Annotated in this window: 7 protein-coding genes; 4 read left to right on the top strand and 3 right to left on the bottom strand. The window is 37.1% G+C overall.

What is annotated here, in order from left to right:
• Positions 1–453: 453 nt before the first annotated feature.
• Entirely contained in the window at positions 454–4,740 is a 4,287-nt protein-coding gene (locus F6K27_RS07835) for a tetratricopeptide repeat protein (RefSeq protein ID WP_287274929.1), read from the bottom strand.
• 792 nt (positions 4,741–5,532) lie between these two features.
• Here F6K27_RS07835 and surE point away from each other — a divergent pair.
• Positions 5,533–6,237 (top strand): 5'/3'-nucleotidase SurE, encoded by a 705-nt coding sequence (gene surE, locus F6K27_RS07830; RefSeq protein ID WP_287274927.1) that lies wholly within the window; start codon positions 5,533–5,535, stop codon positions 6,235–6,237.
• An 809-nt stretch (positions 6,238–7,046) separates the two neighbouring features.
• Here surE and F6K27_RS07825 read toward each other — a convergent pair.
• Together F6K27_RS07825 and F6K27_RS07820 are read right to left on the bottom strand one after the other, a co-directional pair.
• Positions 7,047–8,945 carry a penicillin-binding protein 2 gene (locus F6K27_RS07825; RefSeq protein WP_287274925.1) on the bottom strand — a complete coding sequence of 633 codons (1,899 nt, stop codon included), beginning with the start codon at positions 8,943–8,945 and terminating at the stop codon, positions 7,047–7,049.
• A gap of 746 nt (positions 8,946–9,691) precedes the next feature.
• Positions 9,692–10,267 (bottom strand): hypothetical protein, encoded by a 576-nt coding sequence (locus F6K27_RS07820; RefSeq protein ID WP_124147067.1) that lies wholly within the window; start codon positions 10,265–10,267, stop codon positions 9,692–9,694.
• A 1,099-nt stretch (positions 10,268–11,366) separates the two neighbouring features.
• On the opposite strand from F6K27_RS07820, the gene glgB reads away from it, so the two are divergent.
• The 3 genes from glgB (at position 11,367) to F6K27_RS07805 (ending at position 16,840) form a co-directional block, all read left to right on the top strand.
• Positions 11,367–13,694, top strand: a complete 2,328-nt coding sequence (gene glgB / locus F6K27_RS07815) for a 1,4-alpha-glucan branching enzyme (RefSeq protein ID WP_287274923.1) — start codon at positions 11,367–11,369, stop codon at positions 13,692–13,694.
• Between the two features lie 210 nt (positions 13,695–13,904).
• The gene (locus F6K27_RS07810) at positions 13,905–14,729 is read left to right on the top strand and encodes a triacylglycerol lipase (RefSeq protein ID WP_240039158.1); all 825 of its coding nucleotides are present in this window, start codon (positions 13,905–13,907) and stop codon (positions 14,727–14,729) included.
• A 68-nt stretch (positions 14,730–14,797) separates the two neighbouring features.
• Positions 14,798–16,840 (top strand): NB-ARC domain-containing protein, encoded by a 2,043-nt coding sequence (locus F6K27_RS07805; protein ID WP_375339668.1) that lies wholly within the window; start codon positions 14,798–14,800, stop codon positions 16,838–16,840.
• The last annotated feature ends 113 nt before the right edge of the window (positions 16,841–16,953 follow it).

Raw genomic sequence — 16,953 nt, 5'->3', positions numbered from 1 at the left:
AAATGGTGTTATTTATTTGGGGACAGCGTATATATAATTGGTCACTACAATTTTACCTTAATTTTGATTTTGGAGATGTCTAATGAAAAGCGCTGTAAAAATACATGATATAAATCAACATTTTGCTTCCTTTTATCTGAGGATATATTTTGATGATAAAAATAGGCAATTATAGTAGTTTAACTTAAAAATTAGACGTTTTTTCGTCTGAAACTCTCTCATAGCAAGAAAGCTTTGTCTCAATCTAAAGTAAATGACTATAATTTTGTGTGTCTACTAAATGCCTGGGCAAAAACTTACAGCGCTTTTCACTGGAGTAGACCACAAGGTTAGTCATCTATTGTGGAATTCGCAGCCCTCGTTTCACCTACCACCTAACACCTAACACCTACCACCTAACTTTTTAACTGTGGTTTACCCATCTAAAAACTGCCGTAGTTTCCATGCCGATGTCTATGGGTCGTGCTCATCTTTCATACTATCAATAGTCTTGATAATCTTTTCGTATTCTTGTCGCTTTCCTTGTTTTTGATAAATTTCTGCTGCTTTGTGTAAATCATCAAGAGCAGCTTGAAAGTTTCCTAATTTCATATATCCTTCACTACGAAAAGAATAAGCGTGAGCAAGATTAGGATTAATATCTAAAGCACTGGTTTGGTCTTTAACCGCTTGAGCATAGTCTTCTAACTTCATATAAATTAGTCCTCGGTTAATATAAGCGTCTATTTTTCTCGGATACAATTTTAATACTTCGTTATAGTCTAGAATAGCTTGCTGCAAATCTCCCATTTCACAGTGAATTAAGCCCAAATTATAATAGGCTAAACCATAGTTGGGGTTGATTTTTAGCGCTGCTTGACAATCAGCGATCGCCTCAGAAAAGTCTCCTAGTTTCAAACGAGCTAAACCTCGATTATTATAGGCAGGAACATAGTTGGGGTGAATGCGTAGAGTCTCGCCAAAGTCATCAATAGCTCCCTGAAAATCTCCTGTTTTAAAGCGAGCATTTCCGAGATTATTATGTGCTTCGGCATAGTTAGGATTAATTTGCAGAGCTGTTTCAAAGTCTTTCATTGCGCCTTTTATATTTCCTAATCTAAATTTGGTAAAGCCTCGGTTATTATGACCTTCGGCATAGTTAGGATTAATTTGTATAGCTGCTTCAAAGTCTTTTATTGCCCCTTTTATATCTCCCATTCTCAGACGTACAATGCCAAGGTCGTTATAAGCTTGATGATATTGGGAGTTGAGATGTATGGCGGTCTGAAAATCAGCGACTGCTCCGGGAAAGTTTCCCAGACTTCGCTTGGTGTTACCTCGATGATAAAAAGCTTCTGCATTTTTGGGTTGAAGTTGTACTGCACAGTTTAGGTCTTCTAGGGCGCCACGATGTTCTCCAAGATCGAAACGAACTATACCTCGTTTGATATAAGCATCTACATAGTTAGGATTAATTTGTATAACTTGGTTAAAATCTTCTAGGGAGCCATTGTTATCTCGCATCAAACGACGGACTACAGCTCGGTTGTAAATGGCTTCAGGATGTTTAGGATTAAGTTTAATTGCTTCGTTGAAGTCGGCGATCGCTCCTTTTATATCTTTCATGTCAAACTTAACAGCACCTCGTTGGGTATAAGCATCTACAACTTGAGGATTGAGTTTTAATAATGTGGTGAAGTCATCAATTGCACCTTGCCTATCTCCCAGGGAGCGACGGGCAATACCTCGATTATAGTAAGCTTCTATTTTTGTGGGATTAAATTTTATTGCTCGATCATAATCTGCGATGGCTCCTTGTGGGTCTCCTGCTTTAAAATGAACTACTCCTAAGTTATGGTAAATTTGAGAGTCTTGAGGATTAAATTTCAGAGCTTGAGAAAAAAGATTTATGGCTTGATTTAATTTGCCTAATTCTGCATAAGTTGCCCCTAAATTATGATAATTTTGGAGGTCTTTTGGTTCAAGTTTTAATGCTTTGTGAAAATTTGCTATTGCTGCCTTTAAGTTTCCCAATTGAGCCATTGCAATACCTTTGTTTTTGTAAAATTGATGATTATTTGGGTCTAGTATTATTGCTCGGTTATAGTTTTCTATAGCGCCAGTATTATCTCTTTTTTGTAGTTTAATTAGTCCTTGTTTATGTAGTTCGTTTACTCCTCGAAGGCGGCATTTTTTTGCTTTTTCTTCCATTCCTGCTATTTGATATTGAGTAATAGCTTTTTCCCATTGTTTTTTGTTTTCAAATTCTTTGGCTCTACACAATGCTGCTTTCTGAGGTATTTTGGCTAAGTCATATTCATAAGCAGCTTTAATCCATTGTTTTTTCTCTTCAAATTGAATAGCTTGGTATTCTGCTTTTTTTTCGGGAATATTCATCTTGCAGCGTTTAGAATTAGCAAAATTTTCGAGTTCTTCCCATTTTTTTGCTGCTGCTAACCATTTTAAGTTTACTTCCAAGTTGTAAGCTTCACAAATTTTTTGCCTCTGTTTTTCTCCAATTTTTACCCAACATTTTGCTGCTTCTTGCCATTTTTTTAATTTCTCAAATAGTAGTGCTGCTTCTTGCCATTCTCTTAACTCAACAAAAATTTTTGCTGCTTCATCATAAGCTTGTTTTTGAATTAATAATTTGGCTTGAGCTTGTTTTTCTAAAGTTAGATCGCCGGATTTAGTAAAGCATTCTTTTGCTTGTTGATAGAATCCTGCTTTTAAATAATATTCCCCTTGTTTACGCCATGTTTCTGAACTAGGATTTACTCGGTCGCTTCTTACTAATTCGGGAATTATTGACTGAAATAAACCTTGAAATTCTGGTTCTTGCCAGAGGGCACTAAGCTGTGATTCCCAAATATTTAATATTCTACTAGCGCGGGTAATTGCTACATAAAGTAAGTTTAATTCTAGTTGAAATGCTGGTTTTTCTTTTTCTTTTAATAACCCACCTCGTATAACTTTACCCCAAAGTTTTTTTGTAGGCTGAAAAAATTCTACGAGAAAAACTGTATCAAATTCTAATCCTTTGATTTCTTCAATTGTAAAAACAAAACTAGAATTTAGTTCGGCTCTAATTTTTTCTTTCTCTGATTCTTGTCTGACTAAAATTGCATCACCAGGATATAAAGATGTTTCTTTTAATGTTTTTATTAATGTTTGATAATCTGCTGAAATCGTCCTAGCTAATTGACCCTTACTACTATTTGTCGTCGAATAATTTCCTTTAGGTTCTCCTAAGTATCGAGAGCGTAATTTTAGTAGTTTATTCGCTAAATTTACTAAACTTCCTACACTACGAAAATTAAACTTTAGGGTTTGTCTATCTACTTTTCTGTGAGGATAAAATTTATCTTTTAGTTTTTCCCATTGAAAACCACTAGGACTAATCATCTGATAAGAGTCTCCAGCAAAAAATAAATTTCCATTGGGATTAACTAACTTAAATAATAACTCTAATTGTATTTCTGTAAAATCTTGCACTTCATCACAAACAATCAGATCGTATTTTTCACTATAATTTTCACTATGATTATTTTCAATCAATTTCAACACTTGTCTGACTAAATCTATTTCATCATATAATTTTTCTTTTTGAAGTTTTTTTTGATACCATGTTGCAATTTTATAGATTTCTCTACGATGTCTTTCCTCCAGACAAGTCATACTATTTTTACTGATTTCTTCGTAAGCTTTTTCAGACAAAATATATTCTGTTATAGATAGTTGTTTTCCTTTAATAGTACTTCTAATTTCTTCCCACACTAAAGACGTTGAATATTGTTTTTTTCGAGGATGTGCCTTGTACATTTCCGAGAAAACTTGATAGTTTACTTTATTTTGAACGTAATATTCTTGATGATAGCTACTCAGAATTTCCAAACATAGTTCCTGAAGATTTTTAAACTCAAAAATTATTTGACTTATTTGATTATTTTCTGCTTTTTCTAATTCACTATCTGCGACTATTTTATAAAATTGTTCTTCTGCATTATTAACCAACAAATGATTATAGGCTATATATAAACGTTTCCCTGAATTGTTATACTCTCTTTTTTGCAGCATTCTATATAATGCCACTGTGGTTTTGCCTGTACCAGCACTACCATTTAATAAAAGATTTCCTGAAAGTCTAGCAAGTTCATATTCTTCTGCTGTCAACTTTAAAGGTAAATCTGTATTTTGCTCAATAATTGCTTTTTGCCATTCCGTTTCTGACTCTAATACTCGCCACTGAATATTTCCTAGCAATTCATCATCTTTCAAATCTGAATTAAGTTCTAACTCTAGAGCTTCTACTATGTCAATCTTTGTTTTTTCTGCTGCTGAATATTGATTATTTCCATCTGCGTAATTATCTGGATTTTTAAAGTCGCTAGTTTCTAAAACCACTTCCACTTCTTCTGTTTCTAACCATTCTGAATCAGGACTTTTATTCCTCGCTTTAGCACGTCGTGATACATCATCATGGTCAACACAAATATCTTGAATTACCAGATAAACTTGCATTTTTCCTGTTTCTGGTTGCGATGACTTATTGTAGGTAAAAATTAAGCGACTAGCACTGTTAATTCTAGCTTCCCATACTCTTTTATTGATTCCCTTCAGCTTTTTAACCCGCAATCCACCATCAAATTTTTGCTGCTTCAGTTTTTTAATACATTCCCATACTTTTTTTTGTAAATTACTTTCCACATCTTTTCGGAGAAATTCAACTATATCAGGATGTAAAACAGCAGGCAGTAACATACATTGACTTTATTACTCTTCGATTTTTATAGTAATAAATAGTTTAACACAGTACTATTTTTCATGTAATCTACGAAAGTAGAAGAAGGAAGAAGCAAAAAGCAAAAAGCAAAAAGCAAAAAGTGGATTGGGACTCAAACCCCAACCAATTGTTAACACCCTCAGACGGTGGGGTATTAAACCCAAAATCAAAAGATAAATTACTATCTCTATTTGTTCATTTTCTACTGAGCGTAGAAGAGTAAAATTCTAATCTTATAGCGATCGACTCAATAGACCTCTTTGGAAAAAAGGGAGTAGGGAGTAGAGAGTAGGGAGTAGGGGGAAAGAATTGATAATTTCTACGGGATAATTGATTTGATTTTTTATTATTGGAGATGTTTAATAATCTCACAAATAATTTAACACTAAGCAAAAAAAATTATCTGAAGTTATTGTCATCTCAAGTTTTCAGACAATAAATATTACTTTTGACGATCGGATAAATGTATTAAATAGTACAGTAATATATATTTTCCTATGTTAAAGGCTGAATAATTAAGAAAATGGTAAATAGCTAATTAGTCAAAGTGTTGGAATTCAATGAGCAAAGATAAGAAATTCAACTCAAAAATATCTTTAACTGGCAATGTTAAAATTATCAACTATAGCAATCCTAAATAAGTTGTGACAAATCAAAAAGTAGATAAAAAAACTGAAACTCCCATCTGTTCCCTGTTCCCTAAAAGCGGTAAGATTTTTATACACAAATAAAATAGAATTGCTATAGCTAAACTCAAATTCTTAAAAAGTATGACCTTTATTCTCACCAACGATGATGGAATTAATGCTCCTGGCATTAAAGCACTTTGGGAAGCTGTCAATAATGTCAATTTACCTTTAGCATCTTCTAAAAAAAGTATAATTGTCGCTCCTCAAGAACAATTATCTGGCTGTGGACATCAAGTTACGACTCAAGAACCAATTAATATCCAAACTCTGTCTGAGGTTGAGTATGCGATCGCAGGTACACCAGCAGATTGTACTAGAATTGCGATAACACACATCGACAATAATGTCAAATGGGTACTTTCAGGTATTAACTCAGGGGGTAACATGGGTGTAGATGTCTACATATCTGGTACAGTAGCAGCAGTAAGAGAAGCAGCATTTCACAGAATTCCAGGAATCGCCCTTTCTCAATATCGTCAAGGAAAAAAACCTGTGAATTGGGAAAGAGTAACTCGTTTAGCAGAAATAGTATTAGCAGATTTACTCAACCGCCCCCTTGAACCAGGAGCTTTTTGGAATGTAAACTTTCCTTATTTAGAACCCGAAGCACCAGATCCAAAAATGGTATTTTGCACACCATCAACCCAACCATTACCAGTAGCTTATCAAATGGAAGGAGAAGATTTTTATTATACCGGAAAATATGCAGAACGCGACCGCACTCCTGGTACTGATGTAGATGTTTGCTTTGCTGGTAATATTGCGATTACCAAGATTCAACTTTAATCAACTATTAAGCATTTATATTATGTCCGGTTGAATAGTTATAAATAACTAGAGAGAAGTCAGAAGTCAGTCCTCAGGAGTCAGTAGGGAAAAACAAGGAAGAAGAAGAAATGAAGGGGAAATAAGAAAGAAGAAGAGGAGAAAATTTTTTCATCACTAATTATCCGGACATGATAGTTATAGCTTGCTGATTAATTCTCAAAGGATTGATAGATAAAGGTAAGTGCCTTTTTAGAACAAAAAAAAGTGCAACAATATTTAAGCTGGAGCGACTAAAAAGTTAGCATTTTGAGCAGACAAGGGTAGAAAAATTCAAGGACAAAATATTCGACCACATCCTTTGTAATTTCCGTTTCTCCTGTCTCCTGTCTCCTGTCTCCTGACTCCTACCCTAACCCATAAGACTTCCATAAGCAAACCCTAGTTAGACTATATCTCCCAATTTTTGGAATAGGGAACAGTGGTGCGACCCAAGGGAGTAGGGGAGTAGGGGAGTAGGGGAGATGGAAGCATTTTTCTACCTTTTTGCGATTCTATTTTTGAATCTCCTGACTTCACCAGGACTTAGTTCTGACCGAAAAATCAGGAGGAAATGGAAACCACCAAAAAGAATTTAAGGCGTTGGTAAATTAGGGTATGATATCAGTCTTAATTACTTAGGAGTCAACCCACCCGCGCGCCCCTCCCAAGAGGGGGAGGACCGATTCAGGAGGGAAGAAAGAAAAAGAAATAAGGAATAGAAGGAGAAAGTTTTTTGTTTGCACTCTTATCCGAACAATATATCATACCTCTTTTCACCAACACCGAATTTAATTTTGACTTTGCACAGACCTGATATCAGAAGGAGGAATTTGCTCAATATTAATCAAAGACTTAATGACCGACTTAACAATAGGAGCTGCCACCTTTCCCCCACTACCCTTAATAGGTTCATCAATAACCGCCAAAACCACATAACGGGGAGACTCCATTGGTAAAATACCAACAAAACTTGTAATTTTAGCCTTCTTAGAATAACCCCCAGTTTCAGAAGCTTTTTGAGCCGTACCAGTCTTACCAGCAATTCGATATCCACGAATTTTGGCTCTTTTACCAGTACCACTTTCAACCACCCTTTCCATCATTGCCAATACTTCTGTCGTAGTCTTAGAAGAAAACACCTGTCTAGGACTTGGCAAAGACAACTGCCAATATGGTTGTCCTTTACTATCAAACAAACCACGCATCACATGAGGCGTCACTAACTTACCCCCATTTGCTAAAGCTGCATTAAGCTGTGCTAGTTGTAGAGGAGTAAGAGAAAATCCCTGGCCAAAAGCAGTAGTAGCAGCTTCCACTGGCACCATTAAAAACTGGTTGCGGCCCTTTAAAATACTCGGTGCTTCAAAGGGAAGGTCTGTACCAGTAGTATCTCCTAATCCCAAGCGTTTAAGGCCATCATAGAAAACAGCTCGGGGCATTTGTTCCACAATTTTCACCATACCTACATTACTGGAGTGTTGAATAATCTCAGTCACAGTGCGTGCCCCACCGCTACCATCAGAGTTAAATATAGGCCAATTTCCGATGACTATTCTACCTGTATCGTAAAATACACTATCTCCCTCAATTGCTCCTACTTCTAAAGCTAAGGCCACATTTACTGGTTTAAAAGTAGAACCTGGCTCATAAACATCTGTTACAGCCCAATTTTTGAATAGTGTTACGTCATAGTTATAGTATTGATTGGGGTCATAAGAAGGTTCTGATACTAGAGAGAGTATAGAACCATCATTAGCGTCCATCACTATGACAGTACCTCGTTTGGCCTCATACTCTTCTAATTGTTCTTTTAGGATAGTTCGTGTTACTCGTTGCAAGCGAGAGTCAATAGTTAGATGCAAAGAAAGGTCATCTAACTGTAGAAAACCTGTAGTTAGTTTGTCTGGAACAAGAACACCTTTGATTAAGCGCCGAAATTGGATTTTTGGTACAGAGCGCTCTAAGAGATTTTGTTGGCTATATTCAATCCCAGCTTGACCTATACTTTCTCCATCTACATATCCTACTACTTCAGCAGCTAGTTCTTTTTGAGGATAAACACGTTGTGGATGTTGAATTAATTCTAAGCCATCAACAAATAAATTAGTAATTTTATCTGTAGTTTCTTGAGGTATGAAGTCGGCAACTTTTATACCTGTCTCTCTTTCATTGAACATTTGGAGTAGGTCATTTGAAGTTAGGGTTTTCTCCAAATTTGCTCCTTCTAAAATAGTTGATAATTGATAAGCAACTTCTTGTTTTGAACGATTAAAAATTTTGGGGTGAGCATAGAGGGTATAGGCTATTTTATCAATTGCTAAAGTATTGCCATTTCTATCAACTATTGGGCGTCTGGGAACGAAAGGAATTGATTCTTTAGTTTGCTGGTGTTTTGCTTGTTCTTGTAATGCTTTGCCTCGCAACACTTGTAAATAGAATAGGTTAATTATTAATCCTAATAAGCCAAGTATTAAAAGTACCCAGACCAGGTAAAGTCTAGATTTTTGACATTTTTCTGGTTTTTGGCGAGAGGGCATTGATAATAATTTTTGATGAGTATTTTTGACAGAATATGTTTCACTTTGAGACTTTTTATTTTTGAGTTTAGAACTAGATTGTTCTGTTTGTTTGTTTTTGAAATACTTAGGACGAAGTTGAGTATTTGAAGTATAGTTATAACCAGACATTTGAGTTATTTATTAATAATAATTAATCAGGAAAGAAGAAGCATTAAGTTGTGGTTAAATCTCTAAATTTAATGTAAGCAACTTTAAGAAGTGGGAGATTTAAACCCTTGCCTTCTTTAATTTTCTTCCTTTGAGTTAAATATTAACTAATTTAGTTGTTTGCTTGTTTGTGAAGCCATCAATGGTCAAAAAAATCTACAGATAGAGCGAAGAAGACTTATCCGTGGAGAAGACAAATGCTTTCAGTCTTCCAAGAATATTGATTAATTAATGGGGTAAAAGTATGGGTTCCACGAAACTTTTGATTTTCAAGTAATATTATGTCCGGTAATACCAATTATTAATACTAATGATCTGTTTAATTAGACTCTCAAACAAATGTCTATCACTAATACTAATACTCCGAAATGATGGATGATGTACTCCTACTTAGGAATAGAGTTATTCTGTATTTTCCAGAGTGCTCTGTATTCAACGGCCATGATACAAGGAAGCATTTATCAGTAAGCAAAGTATTGTTTGATTAAGTGCTTGAAGAAGTAGTAAGTAGTTGATAGTTGGTAGAGCTGAGAATGGGGTCAATGGTAATTCTCACCTCATCAACCCTATTGAAACTGCAGGTGATGGTGGGTTATTAAACCAATAAGGGAAAAGATCGAGCTTAGGTTTAAATCCTCACTGTCTACACAGCTCATAGTTTCAGGCAAGATTCAAATCCCCAAAAAGCATTCCGTAAGAAATGCTATTTAATATCCCACTGGTGTTTTGAGCAGATATTTATGACCAGAAGTAGATTCTAGATAAGGTTTAGGAGCATTAGGAGCAGGACGTGGAGGTGCTGGGTCTAAAAATATCCGCTTTACAGAATTTTGTGAAACTAAACCATTATCAGAATTTGAAGCTTGTTCAGCTATTTGATTTTTCAATAACTCATTAGCCACACTTATCTGTTGTTCTTTTTGTCTAAGTTTTTGTAATTGTTGATATTCTGTCGTCCATTTCGACTGACCATAAATTGTCCAGCCATAAATTGCTACACTGGTACTTGCTAATAATACTGTGACCATGGATGAAGTTAGTTGTGTCGCCATCAAAGATTTTAACCAGAGTGGTTTGGACTTAGGTAAGGATATGACTTGAGCCAAATTCTGTTCTTGAATTATTTGTGAGTCCCTACTATTTTCTGAAGCATAGCTACTATGAGATAAATTTTCTTCATACGTTAGTTTTTGTCGGCGAGCTGATTTTTTTGAGACGACAGACAAATTTGTTTTTGGGGACTTATTGTTTGGGGCCAAAAATGTACTTCTAACTGCAACCATATAATTTACCTATACTGACATCTAATTTATAAGCATACAAAATATAACAGTATCTAATTTTGAGTATATGTTTTAATTTCCCATTCAAATTTTAATTTGAATTTTTATATCTATCAGCTTCTAAGTTATTTGATTGATAGTTTTAGTTGTATTTCCTACATTGACAATTGTTGTAAAAAATTACCTATTATATCAGATTACTTTAATTATATATGAAAAACTTTGAAGCTAAAACTTTTAAATAGCAATGTTAATATACCAGTTTAGTTCTTATTTAATCGATCGTAATTTATTTTGAATAGCTATACAACATTTTAATATTAATCTTAGTTAATATTTTCCCAATTGTAATTAAACTGCAAAGTATCTATGCTGATTTAGATACGATTTCCCATCAAGTTTAATTTTTTAATAGTCGATCGCATTTGTCATAAAATCCATTTAAATGTCCCAATAGTAACCGATTAAATAGACAAAAATTTAATTTAAAGGAAGAATAGATAAATAAAGACAAAACACATAGAGGTATATAGAAAATAGAATTATATAAGCTTCTTTTAGGGATAATTTTCTCTTTAATGTCGAGAGAATATCTGCACCATAAGGTACATTTTCCTGACACAAAGCTGACGCTTTTTCCTACAGAATGCTGCCTCTTAGATCAAATCTTACGCATTTTTGCTACACCTTATTGAGAACAGGGAGTAGCAGTGCGACCCCGCGACGACGACAGTCGCAAGTAGTCCAAACCCGACGTTCCCCTTCCGGGACCATAGGGAACAGTCTCCTCACCATGGGAATACCGACCAAGAGAGGGAAAGTGCACCAAGATAGGGAGTAAGTGAATAACGAATTTGTATTCATAATTTGTATACTTAACATTAATTGTGTAAAACAAAAAATCCTTTTATAACTATTGAGCGTGTCAGAAGCACTTGTCATGGTAAAAAGGTGAAAGTTGAATTATTGTTTAACCCTTAGACATTAGCTGTGTATGCCCAATATTTGGAGAATCTGTGCTAATCAAGCATCGACTAGCATATCTTTTCCCATTCTGGAGCCTTCCTAATTAATTGTTAACAAAATTATATTGACAAACATGACGATTTCTGCAGACCAAGTTAACCAAATAGTTTGGAACCATCACCATGACCCTTTTCAAGTCCTTGGTGTCCATCAGATAGAACAAGATGGCAAAACTGTGACAGTAATCCGAGCCTACCAACCAAGTGCTGAAGCTGTCTCGGTCATTTCACCGGTAGATCGGAAAGAATACCCAATGCAGTCAGTCCATAATCCACATTTCTTTGAATGTGTAATAGACGTTCCAGAACTGGCCAACTATCAACTCAAAATCAAAGAAGGAGAACACGAACGAGTCATCAACGACCCCTACGCCTTTCGTTCTCCAAAACTCACAGACTTTGACCTTCAACTATTTGGAGAAGGAAATCATCATCGTATCTACGAAAAATTAGGGGCACATCTCACAGAAATTAACGGAGTCAAAGGAGTCTATTTTGCTGTTTGGGCACCCAATGCTCGTAACGTTTCAATTTTAGGAAACTTCAACTATTGGGATGGTCGTAAACATCAAATGCGGAAAGGCCACACAGGTATCTGGGAATTATTCATTCCTGATATTGGCCCTGGAGAACATTATAAATATGAGGTTAAAAACTGGGAAGGACACATCTATGAAAAAAGTGACCCCTACGGCTATCAACAGGAAGTAAGACCCAAAACAGCTTCCATTGTTGTTGACTTAGACTCCTATACCTGGAACGACCAAGAGTGGATGGAAAAACGTCGCCACACTGACCCCCTCACCAAGCCTATTTCTGTCTATGAATGTCACCTTGGTTCTTGGATTCATGCCTCTGCTGCTGAACCTGCTAAACTACCTAATGGTGAAACTGAACCTGTAGTTCAAGTCTCAGAACTCAGACCTGATGCTCGTTTTCTTACCTACCGGGAGTTAGCAGACCGTTTGGTTGCCTACGTCAAAGATTTAGGTTACACCCATATTGAAATGTTACCTGTTGCAGAACATCCTTTTGATGGTTCTTGGGGTTATCAGGTTACAGGATTTTTTGCCCCTACATCTCGCTACGGTAATGCTGAAGACTTCATGTATTTTGTGGATAAATGTCATGAAAATGGTATTGGCGTAATTGTAGACTGGGTACCAGGACATTTCCCCAAAGATGGACATGGTTTGGCTTTCTTTGATGGTACTCATCTCTATGAACATCCAGACCCCCGCAAAGGTGAACATAAGCAATGGGGTACTTTAGTATTTGACTATGGTCGTAACGAAGTCCGTAACTTTTTAGTTTCAAATGCCCTTTTCTGGTTTGAAAAGTATCATATTGATGGTTTTAGGGTAGATGCGGTTGCTTCTATGGTCTACCTCAACTATTTGAGACCCGACGGTGAATGGGTTGCGAATCAATATGGAGGCGTAGAATATATAGAAGCTGCTGATTTCCTCCGTCAGGTTAATCATTTGATTTTTGGTTACTATCCTGGTACTCTTTGCATTGCAGAAGAATCTACTGCCTGGCCAATGGTAACTTGGCCTACTTATGTTGGTGGTTTGGGCTTCAACCTCAAGTGGAACATGGGTTGGATGCACGATATGCTTGACTATTTTGAAATGGACCCTTGGTTCCGACAGTTCCACCAGAATAATGTTACTTTCAGTATTTGGTATCACCACAGTGAGAACTATATGTTAGCTCTATCTCACGATGAGGTGGTACATTGTAAGAGTAATATGTTGGGTAAAATGCCTGGGGATGATTGGCAGAAGTTTGCTAATGTTCGGGCATTGTTTGCTTATATGTTTACTCACCCTGGTAAGAAAACTATGTTTATGGGGATGGAGTTTCCTCAATGGGGTGAATGGGATGTTTGGGGCGATTTAGAATGGCATTTACTCCAGTTTGATGCTCACCAAGGAATGAAAAGATTTTTCCGGGATGTGAATCACCTCTATTGTTCTGAAGCTGCTTTGCATGAACAAGATTTCAGCGAGGAAGGATTCCAGTGGATAGATTGTAGTGATAATAATCATAGTGTGGTGTCGTTTATTCGTCGCGCTAAAGATCCTCAAGAGTTTGTGGTAACGGTTTGCAATTTTACTCCTCAACCCCATAGTCACTATCGCATTGGTGTACCTGAGTCAGGATTCTATACTGAAATATTTAATAGTGACGCTGGTAATTATGGTGGTAGTAATATGGGTAATTTAGGTGGTAAATGGACTGATGAGTGGTACTTCCATAACCACCCACAGTCATTGGACTTATGTCTGCCTCCTTTGGGTGTTTTAGTCTTGAAGTTAGACCGGGAGAAAACGTTAGCAGTGATGGACCAGTCTCAGGAGACAGAAACTGAAACTGAAACTGTTTCTGAAAGTTAAATGACTGAGAGCTATTACTGAAGCTGAAACTATTTCTGAAGGTTAAATGACTGAGAGCTATTAAAGCAAAATTGAAAAGATGGCATTGCATAAATGCGGGATGATTTTAATAGTTTTGTAGTCTTGTAATCTTGTAGTCTTGTAATCTTGTGGAATGGGCATCTTGCCCGTTCCTCTCCCCTAACTGAAAATAATATAACAGAGGAGAATATGCTTGGTTTATCACCAGTATTTAAGTGTGAAAATTCTCATCCCAGAGGTGATATTGTTTTTGTTCATGGTTTGGCTGGCCACCCCTGGGGTACATGGCATCCTCAAAGCAAAAGAGATAATCAAGATTTGGACTTTTGGCCGTTTTGGTTGGGGGAGGAATTACAAGCAAATGTCTGGACTTTTGGATATGATACGCCTCGCTTTGGATATGTTGGTCAGGGAATGCCCCGTTTTGACCTAGCAAGTAATTTACTGGAATATCTTGACGTTAATGATATAGGCGATCGCCCCCTGATATTTGTGACTCACAGTATGGGTGGGTTGGTTGTTAAAGATTTAATTCGTACAGCTCAAAATTTTGATGCTAAAAAAGCTATTATCAAACAGACTCAAGGGATTGTATTTTTATCCACTCCCCATCAAGGCTCAAACTTGGCTAATTTAATTGATAATATTAATCTTTTAACGAGAGCGACGGTGAATGTTCAGGAATTAAAAGCGCATTCGCCTCAGTTACGGCAACTTAACGAATGGTATCGACAAAATGTTGATAATTTGGAAATTAAAACTCATGTCCTCTATGAAACTCAACCCATGAGTGGGGTTTTGGTTGTGGATGAGGATAGTGCTAACCCAGGAATTAAGGATGTTAAACCTATTGCTATTCCAGCAGACCACAATTCTATTGCTAAACCTGGAAAAAATGATTTGGTTTATCTTTCCGTAAAAAAGTTTGTGGAAAAATATTTGGTGCCTCCACTGATACGAGAAAAGTTAGAATCAATGTATTCCAGGCGCCACCCCTCCCCAGATACTATGTAGATCGCCCGGAATACAGCGACAATTTAAAGGCTAACCTACTGACAAATTCACCGGATACCCAAGCTATTGTGGTGACTGCTATCCACGGTTTGGGTGCTGTGGGTAAATCTACTTTGGCAACGGCTTTAGCTTATGATGAGGAGGTACAATCTCGTTTTGCTGATGGTATTCTCTGGGTAACTTTGGGTCAAGAGCCTAATATTTTGCCCATGCTGAGTGTTTGGGTGCAGGCGTTGGGTGACTATAATTTCAAACCTACAAGTGTGGAGGCGACTGCTAATCATTTGCGGACTTTACTTTTTGACAAAGCTGTGCTATTGGTGGTGGATGATGCTTGGAGTCCAGACCATGCCCAAATATTTAATTTGGGAGGTCCGCGCTGTCAGGTTTTGGTGACGACTAGGGAAAAGGCGATCGCTGATGTTTTAGATGCTGAAATTTACAATCTGGATGTGATGACTTTATCCCAGTCAATGCAACTTCTCAGTCAAAGGTTAGGGCGTGAAATTAGGGGAGAGGAAGCAAAACAGGCGGAGGCTTTGGTTAAGGAACTGGGATATTTGCCTTTAGCTTTGGAGTTGGCAGCGGCTCAAGTTGCAGATGGTATGTCTTGGGGAGAGCTGTTAGTTGATATTCAAGGGGAAATTGCTCGGTTAAAAACGTTGGATATACTAGGTCCAGAGGATGTTGTTGATGAGGCTAGTTTAAAAAAGTTGAGTTTGACTGCTTCCTTGAATTTGAGTATCAAGCAACTGAAACACAAAAGGCGGGAAGATTTTATTTGGTTGGGAATATTGCCGGATGATGTGAATATTACTCCAGGGATGGCGGCTGTCCTCTGGGGTATGAATGATGAGAGGGATGCGAGGGATAAGTTGAAGGATTTGCGGAGGAAGGCGTTGTTGTTGGATGGTGTGGCTTTGGCAGATGGTAAGCCTACTTATCGTTTACATGATTTGTTTCACGATCTGGCTCGGAATTTGTTGACTGCACCATTACATCCAACAGAAGAAGGTGATTTGCCGGGGTTGGGTATTCGTCTAGCTAAGGCTCACAAAATATTTTTGAAGAAATATAGGAAGTTAACGGATAATCATCTTTGGCATACTTTACCTAATGATGGTTATATTCATCAGCATCTAGTCTGGCATTTGGAAAAGGCAGGGAAGATAGAGGAGATTCATGGGTTATTGGCAGAGGAGTCGCAAAGTGGGGCTAATGGTTGGTATGAAACGTGCGAACGTTTAGGGCAAATGGGGATTTTTATTACTGATGTGGCTCGTGCTTGGGAGTTAGCGGAGGTTGACTGGGATGAAGATAGGTTGCCTCAAGTTATTGGTTGGCAGTGTCGTTATGCTTTGATAACTGCTTCTATTAATAGTTTAGCAGGGAATTTACCAGTAAATTTGTTGGTAGCTTTGGTTAAACATGATTTCTGGTCTCCCGAACAAGGGTTAGTCTACGCATTACAAAAGCCAAATCAAGGGGATAAAATAAGCTCTCTGGCACAATTAGTTGGTTATTTGCCAGCCAACTTAAAAAAACTAGCTCTTTCAGAAGCACTAGCTACTGCTCAACAGATTCAGGCTGAGAAGGATCGCGCTAAAGTTCTTGGTGCTTTAGGTGAGAAATTTCCCGAACTATTATTACCAAAAGCACTGACTGCTGCTCAACATATTCAGGATGAGGAATATCGCGCCCAAGTTCTCAGTGCTTTGGCTGATCAATTACCAGAATTATTACCAGAAGCACTGGCTGCTGCTCAACATATTCAGGATATGTACTATCGCGCCGAAGTTATCAGTGCTTTGGCTGATCAATTACCAGAATTATTACCAGAAGCACTGGCTCTAGCTCGACAAATTCAGCCTGAGAAAAATCGCGCCGAAGTTATCAGTGCTTTAGCTAATAAATTGACACCAGAATTATTACCAGAAGCACTAGCAGCAGCTAAACAGATCTGGGATATGCATTATCGTGCCCAAGTTATCAGTGCTTTGGCTGAGAAATTGACACCAGAATTATTACCAGAAGTTCTAGCTACTGCTCTACAGATTCATACATATGGCGTCAAAGTCCTCAGTGCTTTTGCTAAGAAATTGACACTATAGCAATGTGCGCTGGCATATTTACACATTATTTTTTGTAAACCTTTTCCAGGCTGTACTGTGAGCTGAACATTGTAAATACCTGAGCGCTCATTGCCATAGAATTATCACCAGAA

Source organism: Okeania sp. SIO2F5 (assembly GCF_010692685.1).
GTDB lineage: Bacteria > Cyanobacteriota > Cyanobacteriia > Cyanobacteriales > Microcoleaceae > Okeania > Okeania hirsuta.
This window is presented reverse-complemented; position numbering and strand designations above follow the sequence as displayed.

Excerpts from the sequence above, each read along its gene's own strand:
- F6K27_RS07820 (WP_124147067.1), bottom strand. The coding sequence starts at position 10,267 with ATGGTTGCAGTTAGAAGTACATTTTTGGCCCCAAACAATAAGTCCCCA.
- F6K27_RS07835 (WP_287274929.1), bottom strand. The coding sequence starts at position 4,740 with ATGTTACTGCCTGCTGTTTTACATCCTGATATAGTTGAATTTCTCCGA.
- surE (WP_287274927.1), top strand. The coding sequence starts at position 5,533 with ATGACCTTTATTCTCACCAACGATGATGGAATTAATGCTCCTGGCATT.
- F6K27_RS07810 (WP_240039158.1), top strand. The coding sequence starts at position 13,905 with ATGCTTGGTTTATCACCAGTATTTAAGTGTGAAAATTCTCATCCCAGA.
- glgB (WP_287274923.1), top strand. The coding sequence starts at position 11,367 with ATGACGATTTCTGCAGACCAAGTTAACCAAATAGTTTGGAACCATCAC.
- F6K27_RS07825 (WP_287274925.1), bottom strand. The coding sequence starts at position 8,945 with ATGTCTGGTTATAACTATACTTCAAATACTCAACTTCGTCCTAAGTAT.